The organism is Streptomyces sp. NPDC033221 (genome assembly GCF_055577005.1).
In genome coordinates, this window is the sequence record NZ_JBVIQN010000009.1 from 60,992 (window position 1) to 79,690 (window position 18,699).

The window sequence follows — 18,699 nt, forward strand, 5'->3', positions numbered from 1 at the left end:
CGGCCACCTCTGACAACGAGCCGATCATTATGGACGCCCTTTACCGGCCCTCCCCGGCCCACACCACTCCCCCACCTGCGAGCGGGGCGATACCGGCGTCCGGCGCGGTTCCCGCCCGCCACCCCCGGGTATCCCCCCCCGCCAAGGGGGGGACGATCACGTTCGATTTGCCCCGTAGAGCGGCCGCCACGCCCTCACATCACACCGGCAGCCCCTTCGCACCACATCAGCGACCCCCTTCGCACCACACCAGCGCCGCCCACACACGCGCACCGGCGCCGCCCACACACCGGCGGCGCGGCGCTCCAAGCGCCGCGCCGCCGTTCCACGACGTCAGCCCCCGCTACGTCGCATCGTCGTACCGCCCGCTACGTCGCGTCGTCGTACCCGTTGCGGCGCGGTGCCGGATCGCCGGTGGACTGTTCCGGGAGCATCCGGTGGCCGGTGGCCGGGTCGAGTCCGTCGATGCGCTCCGGCGTCAGGTCGAGCTGGGACGCCTCGTCGTCGTCCAGCTCACGGTCGGGGTTGGCGCGGCGGCGACGGCGGTCGTTGAACAGGCACACGCCCACGGCGCCGAAGTACAGGATCACGATCGGGGCCGCGAGCAGGCCCATGGTCAGCGGGTCTCCGGTGGGCGTGGCGAGCGCGGCGAAGATCGTGATGCCCAGCACCATGAAGCGCCACCAGCTCAGCACCCGGCGCCCGGTGATCACTCCGCCGAAGTTCAGCAGGATCAGCAGCAGCGGCAGTTCGAAGGCGAGGCCGAAGACGACGACCATCCGCGTGACGATGTCCAGGAACTCGTCCGCCGGGAAGAGGTTGGACCACTCGCTGGGGGTCAGGCCGACCAGCGCCGCGGCCGTGGTGGGCAGGACCGCGTAGGCGAGGTAGGCGCCGCCGAGGAACAGCGGGACGCCCGCCGCCACGAAGCTGAGCGCGTACTTCTTCTCGGTGTTGTGCAGGCCGGGTGCGAGGAACGCCCACAGCTGGTAGAGCCAGACCGGGCTGGCGATGACCACGCCCGTGGTGAGCGACACCTTGAGCAGGATCGTGAAGGGCGCCAGCATGCCCTGCGCCGTGATCTGCGCGCAGGGATGGTCCGGCGCGGCGGACGTGCCGCGCGGGCAGCCGACGCTGTCGATGACCGGACCCGTGATGAAGTGGGCGATGTCCTTGTAGTAGAGCATGGCCACGGCGGTGACCACACCGATCGCAAGGACCGACTTCAGCAGCCGGTTACGCAGCTCACGCAGGTGTTCCGCGAGCGGCATCCGCCCCTCGGGATCCTTCTCCTGTTTGCGGGCAGACTTGAGCAACCCACGTCCTCGTCTCGTGCATCAGCCGCCACCGGCCGGCCGGGCCGGCGAAGCTGGGTCGGCTCCGGTCAGCTCTGGGTGGTGCGGTTCGGCTCGGCGACGGGACGCGAGCTGTTCACGTCGCCGGGGGCTGCCTGGATCGTCCGCGGCGCGGCCTGGGAGTCGGCGGAGGAGGCGTCCTTGCCGGTGGCCTCGCCTTCGCCGCCTTCCTTCTTCATGGCCTTGGCCTCGCTCTTGAGGATGCGGGCCGACTTGCCGAGCGAACGTGCCATGTCCGGGAGCTTCTTCGCGCCGAACAGCAGCACAATGACGACGAGGATCAGAATGATCTCGGGGGCCCTGAGGTTGCTGAGCATGTGCGACTACCTTCTCGCCGGGTCGGCGTCTACTTCGGTGCCTGCCGTGGGGGTCGGACTGGCGTGCTAGTGCTGACAGCGATCGTAACGTTCGGCGGTAAACGGCCGACAATGGGCGTGCGTACCGTGGGTTTCCGCCTTCGCCTCGCGGTCTGAACCGTGCACTGCAGCGTACCGCCCGCACACCTGTAGCAGCAGGGTGCGGTATCAGTCCCGGGCGGATTCGTGGGCCCGCGCGGCGAGCGGTGTCGCGGCCCGCTCCAGGTCCTGCGCGGCCCGCTGGATACGGTCCGAGGTCTGCCCGACCTGCCGGGCCAGGCGCCGTACCTCCACGAAGACGCGGACGGCGAGGATGCCGAGGACGGCGATGCCGAGGAAGCCGAGAACGATGGCGATCATGGGCCAGAGCATGGGGCGAAGCCTATCGGGGGGTTCGAATGTGACGGATGCCACGAATAGTGGGTCATATCCGACGAGTGGACTCGGTGGCCGGGCGGGTCAGCCGCGGTGCAGCCGCAGCGTCCGGACCCCGCCGCCGGTGAGCAGTTCGATGATCCGCTCCCCCGCCGGCTTGCGGACCGCGCTGCCGCAGTCCGGGCAGGTGAAGGAGTAGAAGGTGGTGCGGCTGCTGGCGCCGATGGCCAGGCGCAGCGCCTCCGACGCCAGCTCGAAGCGGCCGCGGCAGTCGGGGCAGGCGGCCTTGAAGAGCACCGGGCCGGTCAGGGTCGTGGTCATCGCACCCGCCATGGTCGTCGTCATCGTTGCCGCCCGCCCTCTCGCGCGTTACTCGCCGTACGCCGCCAGGGCCTGCCGGGACGCCTGCCGGGCGCTGTCGGCGAGTGCCTGCGGCGAGACGATCCGGCCGTCCCGGCCCAGGCGCAGCGCGAGCCGCCGCAGTGAGGCGGGGTCGGGGGTGCGCAGGGTGATGCGCAGGCCGCCGTCCGGCAGTTCCTCGGCGCTGTCGTGCGGGTAGTACTCGGCCACCCAGCGGCCGCCGGGGCCCACCTCGATGACGACCTCGGGGTCCTCGGCGGCGGGCTGCACCAGGCCCTCGGACAGGTCGCGCAGCTCGACGGGCGGCGGGTCGGAGGGGGCGTCCAGCAGTTTGATCTCGGCGACCCGGTCGAGCCGGAAGGTACGGCGGGCCTCCGAGAGCCGGCACCACGCCTCGACGTAGGTGTGGCCCACCGCGAACAGCCGGATCGGGTCCACCTCGCGCTCGGTCAGCTCGTCGCGCGCGGGCGAGTAGTAGCGCAGCCACAACCGGCGCCGTTCGGCGATGGCCCGGTCGACGTCGGCGAAGACGCCGCCTTCGGACTCGAAGGTGACCGACACCCGGGAGCTGGCGCCGGCCGCCTCGCCCGCCGCGGCCTCCAGCTTGGCGGTGGCGCGCAGCAGTGCCTGGCGGTCGCCCTCGCGCAGTCCGGGGAGGGTGGCCACGGCGCGGGCGGCCACCAGCAGGGCGGTCGCCTCGTCGGCGGCGAGCCGCAGCGGCTCGGCGACGTCGTCGGGGTTGTGCCACCAGATGCGGTCGCCGTCGGTGTCGATGTCGAGCAGGTCGCCGCCACGGAAGCTCGTACCGCACATCGGCAGGACGTCGAGGTCGGCGATCAGCTCGTCCTCGGAGATGCCGAAGGCGCGGGCGACGTCGGAGACGCGGGCGCCGGGGCGCTCGCGGAGATAGGTGACCAGCGACAGCATCCGCCGGGTCTGGTCGATGGCGTTCGTAGCCATGGAGTGTGGTCCCGTCCCTCTCAGTCCTTGGCCACGGCGCGCAGCCGGTCCACGACGTCGGCCCGCAGCTCGGCGGGTTCCAGTACCACCACGTCGGGACCGAACTCGACCAGCCAGGCGTCGAGCCCGTGCCCGTACGGGATCTCCAGCTCGTCCCAGCCGCCGCCCAGCTCACGGATGCTCAGCGCGCGGGCGCGCAGCGGGTAGCCGTGGTCGGTGCGCAGTCGGATGCGGGCGGTGCCGGTCGCGGTCTCGCCCGCCCAGCTCTCCACCGTCTCGCGGACGGTGACGTGGTCGGGCACCTCGGCGGTGAACTTCCCCTGCCGGGAGCGGACCTTGCCGGTGATGCGGGAGAGCCGGAAGACCCGTTCGGCCTGCCGTTCGCGGTCCCAGCCGGCCAGATACCAGTGGCCGCGCCAGCACTCCAGTATCCACGGTTCCACCTGCCGCTGCTCGGGGCGGGCGGCGTTGGACTTGCGGTAGTCGAAGACGACGGGCCGGCGGTCGCGGCAGGCGAGCATCAGCGGCTCGAAGGCGGCCTCGTGGGCGGGGATGCGGGGTTCCAGGGCGCTGTGCGGCTGCTGCGCCTCGAAGCTGCCGTCGTCCTGGAAGGGCACACCGGCCGCGCGGAGTTTCTGCAGCGCGCCGCTGGCGGCGCCGGCCAGCCGGGCCTGCTGCCAGATCTTGGCGGCGAGTCCCAGGGCGGCGGCCTCGGCCGCGTCCAGGGTGATCGGGGGGAGGCGGTTGCTGTCCCGGCGCGCGAGGTAGCCGGTGTCCCCGTCGAGTCCTTCGACGGTCTCGATGACCAGGCCCAGTTCGCGCAGGTCGTCCTTGTCGCGCTCGAACATCCGGTTGAAGGAGTCGTCGCTGCCCGTACCGGTGTCCCCGGTGCCGAACGTCTCGACGTACGCCTCGATGGAGGACCGCAGTTCACGTTTGGTCAGCGGGCGACGGGTACCCAGAAGGCACAGCGCCAGATTCATCAGCCGCTCGGCCTTGGCAATGGCCATCGACGCCCTTTCTTGTCGGACTCCCGACCGATGACCGTACCGCTCCGGGGACCTGCGGCAAAGCCGAGGGTCCGGACGATGCGGGGCCGGGGCCGGGGCCGGGCGGCGGAGCGGCCGGAGACGGCCGAGGGCCCGTGCCGGGTGGCACGGGCCCTCGGTGCGCGCCGGCCGCCGCTGTGCCGCGGCCGGCTGCTGCCGTTCTCAGACGGCCACCAGGTCGCAGACGAAGATCAGCGTCTCGCCCGGGGCGATACGGCCGCCGCCGGCGCCGCGGTCGCCGTAGGCCAGGTGCGGGGGGATGGTCAGCCGGCGGCGGCCGCCGACCTTCATGCCCTGCACGCCCTGGTCCCAGCCGGAGATGACCTGGCCGGCACCGAGCTGGAACTCCAGCGGGTTGCCGCGGTTCCAGCTGGCGTCGAACTCCTCGCCGGAGCTGAAGGAGACTCCGACATAGTGGACCTTGACGAAGTCCCCGGCCTTGGCGACCGGCCCGTCACCCTCCCACAGGTCCACGATCTGCAGATCGCTGGGGGCGTCGCCCTCGGGGAAGTCGATCTCGGGCTTGTCGATGTTCACGAAAATGCTCCTACGAAAGAATGTGCACAGCTACGTGCACAGTCTGGCAGATCATGCTCAGACGGTGCCGACGATGTCGACGGAGAAGACGAGGGTGTTCTTCGCCAGCTCGTGCTGCGGATTGGCGCCGTAGCCCAGCTTCGGCGGGATCACGATCTCCACGCGGTCACCGACGTTCTTGCCGACCAGCGCCTGGTCCCAGCCCTTGACGACGGAACCGGTGCCGATCTGGAAGGCGATGGCGCCACCGTGGTCCCAGGAGGAGTCGAACTTCTTGCCGTCCTCCCACTTCACACCCGTGTACTGCGCGATCAGCCCGTCACCGGCCTTGACCTTCGGGCCCTTGCCCTTGATCAGCACCTGCTCCTTGAGGTCGGCGGGTGCCTTCTCGCCCTTGGGGATGGTGATCGTCGCGGCCTTCTCGCCCTCCGCCTTGACCTCGGGCATGCCCTCCTCGGGCGCCGCCTGCTCGCCGTCGGCCTTGCCCTTCTTGTCGCCCTTCCCGGCGGCGGCGACGTCCACGACCCACACCAGGCCCTCCTCCGGCTTGAGACCGGACTGCGCGACCACCTGATCACCGAGCAGTTCCTTCGCGGTGCCCTCGATCTGGACCCGGCCGCCGACCTTCTGGCCCACCACGGCTCCCATCACCTTCGCCGGGAGCTGCGACTGGCTCTGGTCGCTGGCCTCGCCGACCACCTGCATCCGCGGGGCCTTCGCGTCCGCACCGGGCTGCTTGGCCCAGTTGCTGCCGAGGTTCTGGCCGGTCGTCATCGCCTGCGCGGCGTAGTCCAGCCGGACGAAGTCGCCCTTGTTCACCGCCGCGCCCTTGCCCTCGGTCAGCGTCTTGGTGACCATCTTGTCGGGCGCCTTGGCATCCTTCGGCACCGTGATCTTGGGCTGTTCCCCGGGCTTCCCCTCCACCTTGGCGACCGCGGAGGCCGACGAGCCCTTGCCGTCATCGGACCCACAGGCGGCGGTGAACAGCAGGAGGGGCACGGTCAGCACCGCGGCGGCGGCGCGGCGGGTGTTCTTCGTGAGGTTCATGAAGTCCAACTCGGGGTTGTGGGGTGGGTGGGCAATGCCCGCCACTCTACGACCTGATCCCGGGTGCATTTCCATAAGCAACACATCGGCGCAATACAGCAATGTGCCGGGAGCGCGGGCGCTCCCGGCACAGCCACGTCCGGCCGTCACCGTATCCGGTGACGTACCGGATACGGTGACGAAACGGACTCACATCCCGGCGATCAGCTTCTCCACCCGGTCATCGACGGACCGGAACGGGTCCTTGCACAGCACCGTGCGCTGCGCCTGGTCGTTGAGCTTGAGGTGCACCCAGTCGACCGTGAAATCGCGGCGCTGCTCCTGCGCCCGGCGGATGAAGTCACCGCGCAGCCGGGCCCGGGTGGTCTGCGGCGGCACCGACTTGCCTTCGAAGATCTTCAAGTCGTTGCAGATACGGGCCGCCTGGCCCTTCCGCTCCAACAGGTAGTAAAGGCCCCGGCGGCGGTGGATGTCGTGATACGCGAGATCTATCTGCGCCACCCGCGGGTGCGACATGGTGATGTTGTTCTTCGCCCGGTAACGCTCGATGAGCTTGTACTTCATCACCCAGTCGATCTCGGTGTCGATGCGGTCGAGATCCTCTTCGCGTACGGCTTCGAGCGTACGGCCCCACAATTCCAGGACCTGTTCGACCATGCCCGTACGGATACCGCGCCGTTCGCAGAAGTCCACCGCCTTTTCGTAGTACTCCTGCTGGACCTCCAGGGCCGACGCCTCCCGGCCGCTGGCCAGCCGCACCTTGCGCTGTCCGGTGATGTCGTGGCTGACCTCCCGGATGGCCCGGATCGGGTTCTCCAGGGTCAGGTCGCGCATGACCGTGCCCGCCTCGATCATGCGCAGTACGAGGTCGGTGGCGCCGACCTTCAACAGCATGGTCGTCTCGGACATGTTGGAGTCGCCGACGATGACGTGGAGCCGGCGGTAGCGCTCCGCGTCGGCGTGCGGCTCGTCGCGGGTGTTGATGATCGGACGGGAGCGGGTCGTCGCGGAGGAGACGCCCTCCCAGATGTGTTCGGCGCGCTGGCTCACGCAGTAGACGGCCCCGCGCGGTGTCTGCAGGACCTTGCCCGCGCCGCACAGCAGCTGACGGGTCACCAGGAAGGGGATGAGAATGTCCGCGAGCCGGGAGAACTCCCCGTGCCGGGCCACGAGATAGTTTTCGTGGCAACCATAGGAGTTTCCGGCGGAATCGGTGTTGTTCTTGAAGAGATAGACGTCGCCCGCGATTCCTTCCTCGTGCAGGCGACGTTCGGCGTCGACCAGCAGACCTTCGAGAATGCGCTCACCGGCCTTGTCGTGGGTGACCAGTTCGGTCACGTTGTCGCACTCCGGGGTTGCGTATTCCGGGTGCGATCCCACGTCGAGGTACAGGCGGGCGCCGTTCCGCAGGAAGACATTGCTACTGCGGCCCCATGACACGACACGGCGGAAGAGGTACCGCGCCACTTCGTCAGGAGACAGTCGGCGCTGTCCCCTGAACGTGCATGTGACGCCGTACTCGTTCTCCAGCCCGAAAATGCGGCGGTCCATGACTGAACATTACGCCTGATGGCCTGCTCTGAAACCGGGTTGGGCGGCCTCGTTCCGATCATTTTCCGCCGTGACCTGCGCAGCACCGCTCACGGCGCCGCTCCCACCAGGGGAAAGAAAGCGCTTTGTCGACACAAGTACGAGCAGCGCGGCCACGCCGCCCGCCCCCGCCACACCGAACCCGGCCGCCGGACCGCCCCGCTCCACCGCGGGCCCGACCACCGTCATGCCCAGCGCGGACCCGACCCCGAACGTCGTCACCAGCCACGAGAACGCCTCGGTGACCGTTCCCCTGGGCGCGTGCCCGTCCACGACCACGAACGCGCAGGCCAGCGCGGGCGCCAGGAACACTCCGGCCACCCCTGTCAGCAGCGTCATCCCCAGCACGCCCGGCGTCAGCGCCAGCGGCAGGTAGCCCAGCGCGAGCAGCGCCACCAGCAGCCGCAGCCGGTTCTCCGGGTGCCCCGGCCACTGCCGCGCGCCGTACACCACCCCGCCCGCGAGGGCGCCGACACCGAGGGCGGACAGCAGGTAGCTGGAGACCATGCCGCCGCCGTGCTCGTCGGCGTACGCGACCGCCGCCACCGCTATCGACCCCAGCGCCAGCCCGACGAAGAAGAACGAGCCGATCAGCACCAGCATCCCGGACGACCGCAGGGCCCCGAGCCAGTGCGCCTCGCGCGGCGCGCTGCGCCACTGCCGCGAGGGCGGCGAGGCGGCCACGGAGAGCGCGCCGAGCACCCCGATCACGTTGATCACCAGCAGCGCCCACCGTTCCGACCAGAGGGCCACACACATCGTCACCAGCAACGGGCCCACCGCGAACAGCACTTCCTGCGCCACCGCGTCCAGCGCGTACGCGGCGTGCACCCGGTCGGCGCGTTTGAGCACCCCCGGCCACAGGGCCCGCAGCCCGCCCTCCAACGGCGGCGTGAAGAACCCGGCGATCGCCATGGCCGCGTACGCCACGGGCAGCGGGTCGAGACCGGCGAACGCCAGCAGCGCCATGCCCAGGGCGGAGATCACGGCCGAGGGCAGCAGCACGCGCGGCTGGCCGTACACGTCCACCGCCCGCCCCAGGAGCGGCTGCCCGATCGCGTTGCCCACCCCGTACACGGCGGAGAGGGCACCCGCGAGGATGTAGCTGCCGCCCTCGGCGCGGGTGAAGAGCACCACCGCGAGTGGTCCGGTCGCGTTCGGCAGCCGGCCGACCAGGGTTCCGGCCAGCAGCCGGGCCGCGTGGCGCGTCCGGAGCAGTTCCGCGTACCCAGCGGCCATGCCCGCCTCTTTTCCCCTGGCACGCGACCAGGAAGTGTTACGTATAACGTGCGGCGTCATACGTACCATGGACGCAACCCGCGGGTCCACACCGCGCCGCACCACGCGAGGAGCCCGACCCCGGTGACCGCCCACGAGCAGCCGACAGCAGCGCGCCCCGGAACGGCCGCCGCACCCCGCGTCACCAGCCGGGACGTCGCACGCGCCGCCGGGGTCTCGCAGGCCGCGGTCTCCCTGGTGCTCGGGGACAAATGGCGCGGCCGGGTCTCACCGCACAAGGCCGACGCCGTCCGCGCCGCCGCCCGCGACCTCGGCTACCGCCCCAACCTCGCCGCCCGCAGCCTGCGCATGGGCCGCACCCGTACCGTGCTGCTCGTGGTGCCCGCCCTGACCACCGAGTACTTCGCCCGCGTCTACACCGGAGCGGCCCGCGTCGCCGCCGACCACGACTTCGGTGTCGTCCTCTACCCCTCCCCCGAGGGCATCGGCCCGGCGCGCGACCCCTTCGCCTCGGCACGCGCCTCACTGGACGGCGTGATCGCCGCCGCCATGGCCACCGACGCGCTGGCCGCCCTGCACGGCGAGGAACTGCCGCTGGTCATGCTCGACAGCGACCCGGACGACCCCGGCGCCACCGCGACCGTCAACCTCGACATCGCCGACGGCGTCCGGCGCCTCACGTCGCACCTGCTCGGGCTCGGCCACCGCCGCATCACCCACCTCGCCGCCGACGTCGGCTCCTGGACCTTCCGCGTCCGGTCCGCGGCGCTCGACGAGACGCTGCGGGGCGTCGCGGACGCGGAGGTGCGTACGGAACCCGCCGCGCTCAGCGTCGACGGCGGCCTGCGCGCCGCCCACGCCGCGCTGACCGGGCCGGGCCCCCGCCCGACCGCCCTGCTGTGCGACGACGACCTCGTGGCGGCCGGTGCCTGCAAGGCGGCCCGCCGGCTGGGCCTGCGGGTGCCCGAGGACCTCTCCGTGACCGGCCTCGACGACCTGGCACTGGCCACGGCCGTGGAGCCGGAACTGACCACCGTGCGGCTGCCCGCCGAAGAGGTCGGGGCCGCGGGCATGCACGCCCTGATGGCCGCGCTCCAGGGCCGTCCGCCCGCGCCGGTCAGCCTGCCGGTGGAACTGGTCGTACGGGGGTCCACGGCGGCGGCGCCGGAAGGCCGGGGGTGACGTACGCACCCCTGGCCCGCAACGCGGCGCGCCCCGGCAGGTGGTCTCCACCCGCCGGGGCGCGTAAGTGCCCGCGTCCGCCCCGTTATGAACCGGAGCCCGAGCCGTCCTCGGAGTCCGACGACTCGTCCGCGTCCCCCTGGGAGCCCTCGGACGCCGCGGTGCCGTTCTCCTCCAGCAGCCGGGAGAGCTGACGGCCCAGGATCCGCTTGAACTTCCGCTGCTGCGGACGCGTACGGTCCAGGGTCGCGACCTCCAACTGCTCGGCGGTCAGCGTGCGTTCACCGCCGTTGTTGTCGCGCGAGAGCGAGTCCACGGCCAGCTTCAGGGCCTCGCCCAGCGTCATGCCGTCGCGGTGCCGCTGATCGAGGTAGCTGCTGATCTGATCGGCGTTGCCGCCCACCGCGACCGAACCGTGCTCATCGACGATCGAACCGTCATGCGGCAGCCGGTAGATCTGGTCGTCCTCGGGGGCACTGCCCACCTCCGCGACGATCAGCTCCACCTCGTAGGGCTTCTCGGCGGCGCTGGAGAAGATCGAACCGAGGGTCTGGGCATAGACATTGGCAAGGCCGCGCGCGGTCACGTCCGCGCGGTCATAGGTATAGCCGCGCAGGTCGGCGTAGCGCACGCCACCGATGCGCAGGTTCTCGAACTCGTTGTACTTGCCGACCGCCGCGAAGGCGATGCGGTCATAGATCTCGCTGACCTTGTGCAGGGCGCGGGAGGGGTTCTCGGCGACGAAGACCACGCCGTCGGCGTACTGCAGCACCACGACGCTGCGGCCTCGCGCGATGCCCTTGCGGGCGTACTCCGCCCGGTCGGCCATGGCCTGCTGGGGTGAGACATAGAACGGCGTCGACACCGGCTATCCGTCCCTTTCTGTCAATGACTCTCTCAGTGGCGCGTGCATGGCGGGCTCCCGCCCCTCAGAGCAGCGCGGCGCGCGGGCCGTCGGGCTGGTCCAGCCGCCGCTCGTGGACGGCACGGGCGATCTCCGACACCTCGGCCTCGGTGTACCGCTTGAAGCCGTCCTCGGTGATCACCGTGACGATCGGATAGATCCGGCGGGCCATGTCGGGGCCACCGGTCGCCGAGTCGTCGTCCGCGGCGTCGTACAGCGCCTGGACCACGGCCGTGGCGGCCTGGTTCTCGGTGAGGTCGTCGCGGTAGAGCTTCTTGAGGGCGCCGCGCGCGAAGACCGAGCCGGAGCCCGTCGAGGCGAAGCCGTGCTCCTCCGAACGCCCGCCGGTCACGTCGTACGAGAAGATGCGGCCCTTTTCGCGGTCCACGTCCCAGCCGGCGAACAGCGGCACCACGGCCAGGCCCTGCATGGCCATGCCGAGGTTGCTGCGGATCATCGTCGAGAGGCGGTTCGCCTTGCCCTCCAGGGAGAGTTGGGCGCCCTCGACCTTCTCGAAGTGCTCCAGCTCCAACTGGAAGAGCCTGACCATCTCGACCGCGAGACCGGCCGTGCCGGCGATGCCGACGGCCGAGTACTCGTCGGCCGGGAAGACCTTCTCGATGTCGCGCTGCGCGATGACGTTGCCCATCGTCGCGCGGCGGTCGCCGGCGAGCACCACGCCGCCGGGGAACGACGCCGCGACGATCGTCGTGCCGTGCGGCGCCTCGATGGCACCCTGCACGGGCAGCGGCGGGCGCCGGCCCGGCAGCAGCTCCGGCGAGTGCTCCCCGAGGAAGTCCATGAACGACGATGACCCGGGCGTCAGGAAGGCAGCTGGTAGATGCCCGGCGTTACGAGTGTTGGCTTCCACACGTTTCCTTCCGGATATTCGGCCGCCCGCCCCAAGGCGTCCGGCCGATCCTTGAATTGGCCCAGCGCTGCGATGCAGCTGAAGCACAGTACGTCCCGGACCTTACCTGTCCTGCGGTCATGATCCACATGCATGCGGAAACAGACGGACGACGGCCGTGGCGGCCTTCGCCCTCCGGCCCCCGCGCTCGTGCGCCGATGCCCGGGACGGCCTGCTCGTACGCGCTCGCCGAGCGCGTACCGGCGGTGCCGGGGCACGCGGCGGCCAGTGTCGCCGCCTGCCCCGGCATCGAGCCGGAACCCGTCACACCGGTCCGTGCGCACGGCGGGCGCGGACGGTGGTCCGCCGCGCCCGCCCGTCCCGCATCGACTGCCGACGGGAACCGGCGTACCCGTTACTGACCGCCTTTTTGCACGAACGACCGAACGAAATCCTCGGCGTTCTCTTCGAGTACGTCGTCGATCTCGTCCAGCACGGAGTCGACGTCGTCCGACAGCTTCTCCTGCCGCTCCTTGAGATCGTCCGCGGCCTGCGCGTCCTGCGACTGCTCCTCGACCTCCTCGGTCGAACGCGTCGCCTTCTGCTGTCCGCCGCCGGTGTCCTTGGTCGCCATGTCCCTCACCCCGCTCGGTTCGCCCCGCTCGATGTGACTGTCAAGATCAGACCCTACAAGCAAGGTCTGACATCGGCCCTGTTCCTGTTCGTCTTCGTGCAACGTCCGGGAGTCACCCCGATGATTCCCGCCCGGGGGACTTTTCAGCCCCGGATCGGGTGCCCGATCGGGCCCCCGGTCACCCTCCGGAAAGGACCCGCACCAGGTCCTCGGCCGTACGGCACCGGTCGAGCAGCTCCTTGACGTGATTACGGGTGCCGCGCAGCGGTTCCAGCGTCGGTACCCGTTGCAGAGAGTCACGGCCCGGCAGATCGAAGATCACCGAATCCCAGGAGGCCGCCGCGACGTCGTCTGCGTACTGCTCCAGGCACCGGCCGCGGAAGTAGGCCCGGGTGTCCTCCGGCGGCGCCTGGACCGCCCGCGTGACCTCCGCGTCGGTCAGCAGCCGCTTCATCTTGCCGCGGGCCGCGAGGCGGTTGTACAGGCCCTTGTCGGCCCGTACGTCGGCGTACTGGAGGTCGACCAGCTGGAGCCGGGCCGCGTCCCAGTCCACGCCGTCCCGGCGCCGGTAGCCCTCCATCAGCTCCCGCTTGGCCACCCAGTCCAGCTCGCCGGACAGGCTCATCGGGTCGTGCTCCAGGCGCCCCAGCACGTCCTCCCAGCGGGCCAGGACGTCCTTGGTCTGCTCGTCGGCGTCCGCGCCGAACCGGTCCTCCACGTACTTGCGCGCCAGCTCGAAGTACTCCATCTGGAGTTGTACGGCGGTCAGGGTCCGGCCGCTGCGCAGCGTGATCAGGTGGCGCAGCGTCGGGTCGTGGGAGACCTGGTGGAGGGCGCGTACGGGCTGGTCGACGGCGAGGTCGACGGCGATGAAACCGTCCTCGATCATGGACAGGACCAGCGCGGTCGTGCCCAGCTTGAGGTACGTGGAGATCTCGGAGAGGTTCGCGTCCCCGATGATCACGTGCAGCCTGCGGTACTTCTCGGCGTCGGAGTGCGGCTCGTCACGGGTGTTGATGATGGGGCGCTTGAGGGTGGTCTCCAGCCCGACCTCGACCTCGAAGTAGTCCGCGCGCTGGCTGATCTGGAAGCCGTGCTCGTGGCCGTCCTGGCCGATGCCGACCCGGCCGGCGCCGGCGTAGACCTGGCGGGAGACGAAGAAGGGCGTCAGATGGCGCACGATGTCCGAGAACGGGGTCTCCCGCTTCATCAGGTAGTTCTCGTGCGTGCCGTAGGAGGCGCCCTTGTTGTCGGTGTTGTTCTTGTAGAGGTGGATCGGCTGGGCCCCGGGGACCTGGGCCGCGCGCTCGGCGGCCTCGGCCATGATGCGCTCGCCGGCCTTGTCCCAGAGCACCGCGTCGCGCGGGTTGGTGACCTCCGGCGAGCTGTATTCCGGATGCGCGTGGTCGACGTACAAACGTGCCCCGTTGGTGAGGATCACATTGGCCAGCCCGATGTCCTCGTCGGTGAGCTGGCTGGCGTCGGCGTTCTCGCGGGCGAGGTCGAAGCCTCGGGCGTCCCGCAGCGGGTTCTCCTCCTCGAAGTCCCAGCGGGCGCGTCGCGCCCGTTGCATCGCCGCCGCGTAGGCGTTGACGACCTGGGACGAGGTGAGCATGGCATTGGCGTTCGGGTGGCCGGGGACGGAGATCCCGTACTCCGTCTCGATTCCCATTACTCGCCGTACGGTCATGCGGCCCTCCTTGCCCGGCGGCGCCCCCGGATGGGGTCGGCGCTCAAGTACCGCTGCGCTTCCGGTCCGTGTGCGGCCCCCGCTTCCGCAGTGCGCGACGCGGCGGTACCGAAGAGCCTAGAACGCCTTTGCGGCGCTGGGGAGATCATTACAGTCATTGCTCCAGTCCGGTTTTCACCTGCGCCGTCGCCGCCTTCCGGGGATCACCCCCGTGGCCCCGGAAATGCGTCCGGCTGCGGACGCCCCGTGCAGGACATCCGCAGCCGGTCGGCGGTGTTACAGGTATTGGCCGGTATTCGCCACCGTGTCGATGGAGCGGCCGGTGTCGGCACCCTGCTTGCCGGTGACCAGGGTGCGGATGTAGACGATCCGCTCGCCCTTCTTGCCGGAGATCCGGGCCCAGTCATCCGGGTTGGTGGTGTTGGGCAGGTCCTCGTTCTCCTTGAACTCGTCCACACATGCCTGGAGCAGGTGGGCGACGCGGAGACCCTTCTGGTTGTGTTCGAGGAATGCCTTGATGGCCATCTTCTTGGCGCGTCCGACGATGTTTTCGATCATTGCGCCGGAGTTGAAGTCCTTGAAGTAGAGAACTTCCTTGTCACCATTGGCGTAGGTGACCTCAAGGAAGCGGTTCTCCTCGGACTCCGCGTACATCTGCTCGACGACCGACTGGATCATCGCGATGACCGCGGCCGAACGGACTCCGCCGTGCTCGCCGAGATCGTCGGCGTGCAGCGGCAGGCGCTCGGTGAGGTACTTCGAGAAGATGTCCTTGGCGGCCTCGGCGTCCGGACGCTCGATCTTGATCTTGACGTCCAGCCGGCCGGGCCGCAGGATCGCCGGGTCGATCATGTCCTCGCGGTTGGAGGCGCCGATGACGATGACGTTCTCCAGGCCCTCCACACCGTCGATCTCGGAGAGCAGCTGCGGGACGATGGTGTTCTCCACGTCCGAGCTGACCCCGGATCCGCGGGTGCGGAAGAGGGAGTCCATCTCGTCGAAGAAGACGATGACGGGGGTACCCTCGCTCGCCTTCTCCCGGGCCCGCTGGAAGACGAGGCGGATGTGCCGCTCCGTCTCGCCGACGTACTTGTTCAGCAGCTCCGGACCCTTGATGTTGAGGAAGAAGCTCTTCCCCGCGGGCTGGCCGGTCACCTCGGCGACCTTCTTGGCGAGCGAGTTGGCGACCGCCTTGGCGATGAGCGTCTTGCCGCAGCCGGGCGGCCCGTAGAGCAGTACGCCCTTGGGCGGGCGCAGTTCGTGCTCCTTGAACAGGTCCGGGTAGAGGTACGGAAGCTCGACCGCGTCGCGGATCAGTTCGATCTGGCCGCCCAGACCGCCGATCTTCGTGTAGTCGATGTCCGGGACCTCTTCGAGGACGAGCTCTTCGACCTCGCTCTTGGGAATGACCTCGTAGACATAGCCGGAACGGGGCTCCAGGAGCAGGGCGTCGCCGGCCCGGATGTTGATGTCCAGCAGCGGCTCGGCGAGCCTGACCACCCGTTCCTCGTCGGTGTGCCCGATCACCAGGGCGCGCTCGCCGTCCTCGAGGATCTCCTTGAGGGTGACGATGTCCCCGGCGTTTTCGTACTCCATGGCCTCGACCACGTTGAGCGCCTCGTTGAGCATGACCTCCTGGCCACGCCGGAGCTCGTCGAGGTCGACGCTGGGGCTGACGTTCACACGGAGTTTCCGGCCTCCGGTGAAGATGTCGGCGGTGCTGTCCTCGTTCGCCTGCAGGAAGACGCCGAAGCCGGCCGGCGGCTGCGCGAGCCGGTCGACCTCTTCCTTGAGGGCCACGATCTGGTCGCGCGCCTCGCGCAGTGTGTTGGCGAGTCGCTCGTTCTGTGCCGAAACACCGGCCAGGTTGGTCTGCAGCTCGACGATCCGCTCTTCGAGAATCCTCGTGTGACGCGGAGAGTCGGCGAGCTTGCGTCGCAGGACGGCGATCTCCTGCTCAAGATAGGCAACCTGGCCGGCAGGGTCGTCAGACCCCCGCCCCGGCCGGATGCCGCGGTTGATGTCGTCGTCGTGGGCTGCCACGGTCCTCACCTCCTCCAAGGGGAGCTGGACGCTTCCTGACCCTACCTGGGCCGGTGCAGGTTGAAACCCCTAGATCGAAAAGACTGTCGGGGTGTGTCCGATCTTCACCCTTGCGCACGTCCTCACCTCAGGGGGATACCCACCCAACAACATCAGAAAGCGGACGGTTGTATCGTCGAGACGGTCAACACCCGTCAGGGTGGGCCCCATTTGATTCACGTACGCAGGAACGGCAGGCGAGATGACGGCGCAGGACGAAGCACTGGAGGTCTGGATCGACCAGGACCTCTGCACCGGCGACGGCATCTGTGCGCAGTACGCGCCGGAGGTCTTCGAACTCGACATCGACGGTCTGGCTTATGTGAAAAGCGCCGACGACGAGCTGCTGCAGGACAAGGGGGCCACCACCCCCGTACCCCTGCCGCTGCTCAATGACGTACGGGACTCCGCGAAGGAGTGCCCGGGCGACTGCATCCACGTACGCCGCGTTGCGGACCGGGTGGAGGTCTACGGCCCCGACGCGGAGTGAGACCGGGTGTGACGTATCACACACCCCGAGTGGTTGACGAGGCGGGAAGTTCGCTCTGGACGAACTTCCCGCCTTTCCATTGCCACTTGGTCCGCTCGCGCACGTCCGGGCAGCAGCGCGGCACATCGGTCGAGGAGTAGCCCAGGACCGTCGCGGCGACCACACCACCGCGTACGGCGATGCCGTCCACGCTGCGCTGCCGTGCGGGCGCGAGCAGGGTCGCGGCGACCCGCGGGGCGCCCTTGCCCGCGGCGGGCCGGGCGAGGACGTACACGCCGCTGGGCGGAGTCCCCGTCTCGGTGTGGCAGCGCACCACGGCGACCGTCTCCGGGCCGCCGTCACCGTCGAGGTCGCCGGTGGCACTGGCGACCACGTCGACGCGGTTCGGGCCGCAGTACACCGGATAGGTGGCGGCGTGCGCGTCGGGGGCCGGGCCGGCGGCCGCGCGGGCCCCGGGAGCGGCGTCGGTGGTGGCCGTGGCGTCGGGCGGCTGGACGAAGGACGCGGCCGCGACGACCGCCGCGAGGGCGGCGGCGGTGGCGAGCCAGTGCAGGGCGCGGGTGCGGGTGTGCGGGAAGTCCTGGCCTGCCATGAGCTGCACGCGGGGTAACTCCTGTGAAGAGCTGTGGCGGTGGGAGTGCCCAGCATCGTTCCACAGGGCGGGCCGCCGGGGAACACTCGGGCAGGGTTTCCCGCCGGGCCTCCACCTGCCGAACGAAACGGCGCCGCCGGCGGTTCCCGGCGGGCGGGAACTCGTCGGCGGCGCCGGACGGTTCGAAAAGTGCGTACGGGCGTGTCCGCGGCCGGCCGGCCGCGCTTCCCCGGTGCGTACGCCGGTCAGCCGCGCTCCGCGCCTCCGCTGGAGCTGCCGGGCCCGGAGTAGTCCTCGCCGTACGCGCCCTTGGCGGGGCGGCGCCGGCGCAGCGGCGGCTCGACGCCGTCCGCGAGGCGGCGGGCGGTCAGCAGGAACCCGGTGTGGCCGATCATGCGGTGGTCGGGCCGGACGGCGAGACCCTCGACGTGCCAGGTGCGGACCATGGTCTCCCAGGCCGACGGCTCGTTGAACGTGCCGTGCTCACGGATGGCCTCGACGGTGCGGGCCAGCTGCGTGGTGGTGGCCACGTACGCGCACAGGATGCCGCCCGGGACGAGCGCCTTGGAGACGGCCTCCAGGCACTCCCAGGGGGCGAGCATGTCCAGGATGACCCGGTCGACGTCCGTGTCGGAGAGGTTGTCCTGGAGGTCACCGACGGTGAGCGTCCACGCCGGGTGCGGACCGCCGAAGTAGCGCTCGACGTTCTGCGTGGCGATCTCGGCGAAATCGGCGCGCCGCTCGTAGCTGTGCAGCATGCCCTGATCGCCGATGGCGCGCAGCAGGAAGCTGCTGAGCGAGCCGGAACCCACCCCCGCCTCGACGACGCGGGCGCCGGGGAAGATGTCGGCCATCGCCAGGATCTGCCCCGCGTCCTTGGGGTAGACCACGGCGGCACCGCGGGGCATGGACAGGACATAGTCGGGGAGCAGCGGGCGCAGCGCAAGGTAGGCGACGTTCCCGGTGGTACGGACAACACTGCCCTCGGGAGCACCGATCAGCTCGTCGTGGGGGAAGGCTCCCTTGTGGGTGTGGAAGCTCTTGCCCTCTTCGAGCGTGAACGTGTAGTGGCGTCCCTTGGGATCGGTGAGCTGGACCTGGTCCCCGACCTTGAAGGGCCCGCGACGGCGGGCGGCACCGGTCGGTTCGGACATGTGACCAGCCTACCGGGCGTGGGGGGTGCTCCGTACCAGGGTGGGGTGGGGGCGGGTGGGGGACGAGGGGTGAGCTTGCCGCGGAGGAGGCGCGCCGGGGCGGTGGTGTGGGTGGGGTGCGGGTGGGGCTTCGGGCGGCTGGGGAGCTTGGTGAACGGCAGTGGGTCCGGGTGGCTGGTGAGGGGGCTCGGTGCATGGCGGCGGGCCCCGGGCGGCTGGCGCCTCGGGCGGTCGGCCTCGGGGCGGTCGAGTC

The 18,699-nt window shown here is 70.2% G+C and carries 19 protein-coding genes and 1 pseudogene; 2 read left to right on the top strand and 18 right to left on the bottom strand.

Annotated features, from left to right (window positions below; genetic code table 11):
* Nucleotides 1-368: 368 nt before the first annotated feature.
* The 10 genes from tatC to ACZ53K_RS14235 form a co-directional block, all read right to left on the bottom strand.
* On the bottom strand, nt 369-1,316 hold the full coding sequence (gene tatC, locus ACZ53K_RS14190) for a twin-arginine translocase subunit TatC (protein ID WP_468835419.1): 948 nt from the start codon (nt 1,314-1,316) through the stop codon (nt 369-371).
* Nucleotides 1,317-1,384: 68 nt separating this feature from the next.
* A complete protein-coding gene (gene tatA, locus ACZ53K_RS14195) occupies nt 1,385-1,672 on the bottom strand; it encodes a Sec-independent protein translocase subunit TatA (protein WP_468835422.1) in 288 nt (95 codons plus the stop codon).
* Between the two features lie 207 nt (nt 1,673-1,879).
* A complete protein-coding gene (locus ACZ53K_RS14200; protein ID WP_468835426.1) occupies nt 1,880-2,083 on the bottom strand; it encodes a hypothetical protein in 204 nt (67 codons plus the stop codon).
* 87 nt (nt 2,084-2,170) lie between these two features.
* A complete protein-coding gene (locus tag ACZ53K_RS14205) occupies nt 2,171-2,431 on the bottom strand; it encodes a hypothetical protein (protein WP_468835428.1) in 261 nt (86 codons plus the stop codon).
* Nucleotides 2,432-2,455: 24 nt separating this feature from the next.
* Nucleotides 2,456-3,406, bottom strand: a complete 951-nt coding sequence (locus ACZ53K_RS14210; RefSeq protein ID WP_468835431.1) for a helix-turn-helix transcriptional regulator — start codon at nt 3,404-3,406, stop codon at nt 2,456-2,458.
* 20 nt (nt 3,407-3,426) lie between these two features.
* A complete protein-coding gene (locus tag ACZ53K_RS14215) occupies nt 3,427-4,416 on the bottom strand; it encodes a helix-turn-helix transcriptional regulator (protein WP_468835434.1) in 990 nt (329 codons plus the stop codon).
* Nucleotides 4,417-4,617: 201 nt separating this feature from the next.
* Complete coding sequence (locus ACZ53K_RS14220) at nt 4,618-4,992, bottom strand: FKBP-type peptidyl-prolyl cis-trans isomerase (protein WP_468835436.1); 375 nt, start codon at nt 4,990-4,992, stop codon at nt 4,618-4,620.
* 57 nt (nt 4,993-5,049) lie between these two features.
* On the bottom strand, nt 5,050-6,039 hold the full coding sequence (locus ACZ53K_RS14225; protein ID WP_468835439.1) for an FKBP-type peptidyl-prolyl cis-trans isomerase: 990 nt from the start codon (nt 6,037-6,039) through the stop codon (nt 5,050-5,052).
* Nucleotides 6,040-6,228: 189 nt separating this feature from the next.
* On the bottom strand, nt 6,229-7,590 hold the full coding sequence (pafA, locus tag ACZ53K_RS14230) for a Pup--protein ligase (RefSeq protein WP_468835442.1): 1,362 nt from the start codon (nt 7,588-7,590) through the stop codon (nt 6,229-6,231).
* A 9-nt stretch (nt 7,591-7,599) separates the two neighbouring features.
* Nucleotides 7,600-8,868, bottom strand: a complete 1,269-nt coding sequence (locus ACZ53K_RS14235; protein ID WP_468835444.1) for an MFS transporter — start codon at nt 8,866-8,868, stop codon at nt 7,600-7,602.
* A gap of 123 nt (nt 8,869-8,991) precedes the next feature.
* Here ACZ53K_RS14235 and ACZ53K_RS14240 point away from each other — a divergent pair, with 123 nt between their 5' ends.
* Entirely contained in the window at nt 8,992-10,050 is a 1,059-nt protein-coding gene (locus ACZ53K_RS14240) for a LacI family DNA-binding transcriptional regulator (protein WP_468835447.1), read from the top strand.
* An 85-nt stretch (nt 10,051-10,135) separates the two neighbouring features.
* On the opposite strand, the gene prcA is transcribed toward ACZ53K_RS14240, so the two are convergent.
* The 6 genes and pseudogenes from prcA to arc form a co-directional block, all read right to left on the bottom strand.
* Nucleotides 10,136-10,915: a proteasome subunit alpha gene (gene prcA / locus ACZ53K_RS14245; protein ID WP_468835450.1), complete on the bottom strand. Its 780-nt coding sequence runs from the start codon at nt 10,913-10,915 to the stop codon at nt 10,136-10,138.
* Nucleotides 10,916-10,979: 64 nt separating this feature from the next.
* Nucleotides 10,980-11,825, bottom strand: a complete 846-nt coding sequence (gene prcB, locus ACZ53K_RS14250; RefSeq protein ID WP_468835453.1) for a proteasome subunit beta — start codon at nt 11,823-11,825, stop codon at nt 10,980-10,982.
* Nucleotides 11,777-11,956, bottom strand: a pseudogene (locus tag ACZ53K_RS14255) (endonuclease domain-containing protein); the annotation flags it as partial. The gene prcB and the pseudogene ACZ53K_RS14255, both read right to left, overlap by 49 nt.
* A gap of 263 nt (nt 11,957-12,219) precedes the next feature.
* Entirely contained in the window at nt 12,220-12,438 is a 219-nt protein-coding gene (locus ACZ53K_RS14260; protein WP_003981605.1) for a ubiquitin-like protein Pup, read from the bottom strand.
* A gap of 178 nt (nt 12,439-12,616) precedes the next feature.
* The gene (dop, locus tag ACZ53K_RS14265; RefSeq protein ID WP_468835457.1) at nt 12,617-14,128 is read right to left on the bottom strand and encodes a depupylase/deamidase Dop; all 1,512 of its coding nucleotides are present in this window, start codon (nt 14,126-14,128) and stop codon (nt 12,617-12,619) included.
* A gap of 276 nt (nt 14,129-14,404) precedes the next feature.
* Nucleotides 14,405-16,171 carry a proteasome ATPase gene (gene arc, locus ACZ53K_RS14270; RefSeq protein ID WP_468835459.1) on the bottom strand — a complete coding sequence of 589 codons (1,767 nt, stop codon included), beginning with the start codon at nt 16,169-16,171 and terminating at the stop codon, nt 14,405-14,407.
* Nucleotides 16,172-16,412: 241 nt separating this feature from the next.
* On the opposite strand from arc, the gene ACZ53K_RS14275 reads away from it, so the two are divergent.
* Nucleotides 16,413-16,700, top strand: a complete 288-nt coding sequence (locus ACZ53K_RS14275) for a ferredoxin (RefSeq protein WP_030017428.1) — start codon at nt 16,413-16,415, stop codon at nt 16,698-16,700.
* A 16-nt stretch (nt 16,701-16,716) separates the two neighbouring features.
* Here ACZ53K_RS14275 and ACZ53K_RS14280 read toward each other — a convergent pair whose 3' ends face one another.
* Together ACZ53K_RS14280 and ACZ53K_RS14285 are read right to left on the bottom strand one after the other, a co-directional pair.
* A complete protein-coding gene (locus ACZ53K_RS14280; RefSeq protein WP_468835462.1) occupies nt 16,717-17,301 on the bottom strand; it encodes a hypothetical protein in 585 nt (194 codons plus the stop codon).
* A gap of 236 nt (nt 17,302-17,537) precedes the next feature.
* On the bottom strand, nt 17,538-18,446 hold the full coding sequence (locus ACZ53K_RS14285; RefSeq protein WP_003981600.1) for a tRNA (adenine-N1)-methyltransferase: 909 nt from the start codon (nt 18,444-18,446) through the stop codon (nt 17,538-17,540).
* Between the last annotated feature and the right edge of the window lie 253 nt (nt 18,447-18,699).

What these genes read in the sequence shown, in the direction of transcription:
- tatA (WP_468835422.1), bottom strand. Translation starts at nt 1,672, where the DNA reads ATGCTCAGCAACCTCAGGGCCCCCGAGATCATTCTGATCCTCGTCGTC.
- ACZ53K_RS14200 (WP_468835426.1), bottom strand. Translation starts at nt 2,083, where the DNA reads ATGCTCTGGCCCATGATCGCCATCGTTCTCGGCTTCCTCGGCATCGCC.
- ACZ53K_RS14205 (WP_468835428.1), bottom strand. Translation starts at nt 2,431, where the DNA reads ATGACGACGACCATGGCGGGTGCGATGACCACGACCCTGACCGGCCCG.
- ACZ53K_RS14210 (WP_468835431.1), bottom strand. Translation starts at nt 3,406, where the DNA reads ATGGCTACGAACGCCATCGACCAGACCCGGCGGATGCTGTCGCTGGTC.
- ACZ53K_RS14215 (WP_468835434.1), bottom strand. Translation starts at nt 4,416, where the DNA reads ATGGCCATTGCCAAGGCCGAGCGGCTGATGAATCTGGCGCTGTGCCTT.
- ACZ53K_RS14225 (WP_468835439.1), bottom strand. Translation starts at nt 6,039, where the DNA reads ATGAACCTCACGAAGAACACCCGCCGCGCCGCCGCCGCGGTGCTGACC.
- pafA (WP_468835442.1), bottom strand. Translation starts at nt 7,590, where the DNA reads ATGGACCGCCGCATTTTCGGGCTGGAGAACGAGTACGGCGTCACATGC.
- ACZ53K_RS14235 (WP_468835444.1), bottom strand. Translation starts at nt 8,868, where the DNA reads ATGGCCGCTGGGTACGCGGAACTGCTCCGGACGCGCCACGCGGCCCGG.
- ACZ53K_RS14260 (WP_003981605.1), bottom strand. Translation starts at nt 12,438, where the DNA reads ATGGCGACCAAGGACACCGGCGGCGGACAGCAGAAGGCGACGCGTTCG.
- dop (WP_468835457.1), bottom strand. Translation starts at nt 14,128, where the DNA reads ATGACCGTACGGCGAGTAATGGGAATCGAGACGGAGTACGGGATCTCC.
- ACZ53K_RS14275 (WP_030017428.1), top strand. Translation starts at nt 16,413, where the DNA reads ATGACGGCGCAGGACGAAGCACTGGAGGTCTGGATCGACCAGGACCTC.
- ACZ53K_RS14285 (WP_003981600.1), bottom strand. Translation starts at nt 18,446, where the DNA reads ATGTCCGAACCGACCGGTGCCGCCCGCCGTCGCGGGCCCTTCAAGGTC.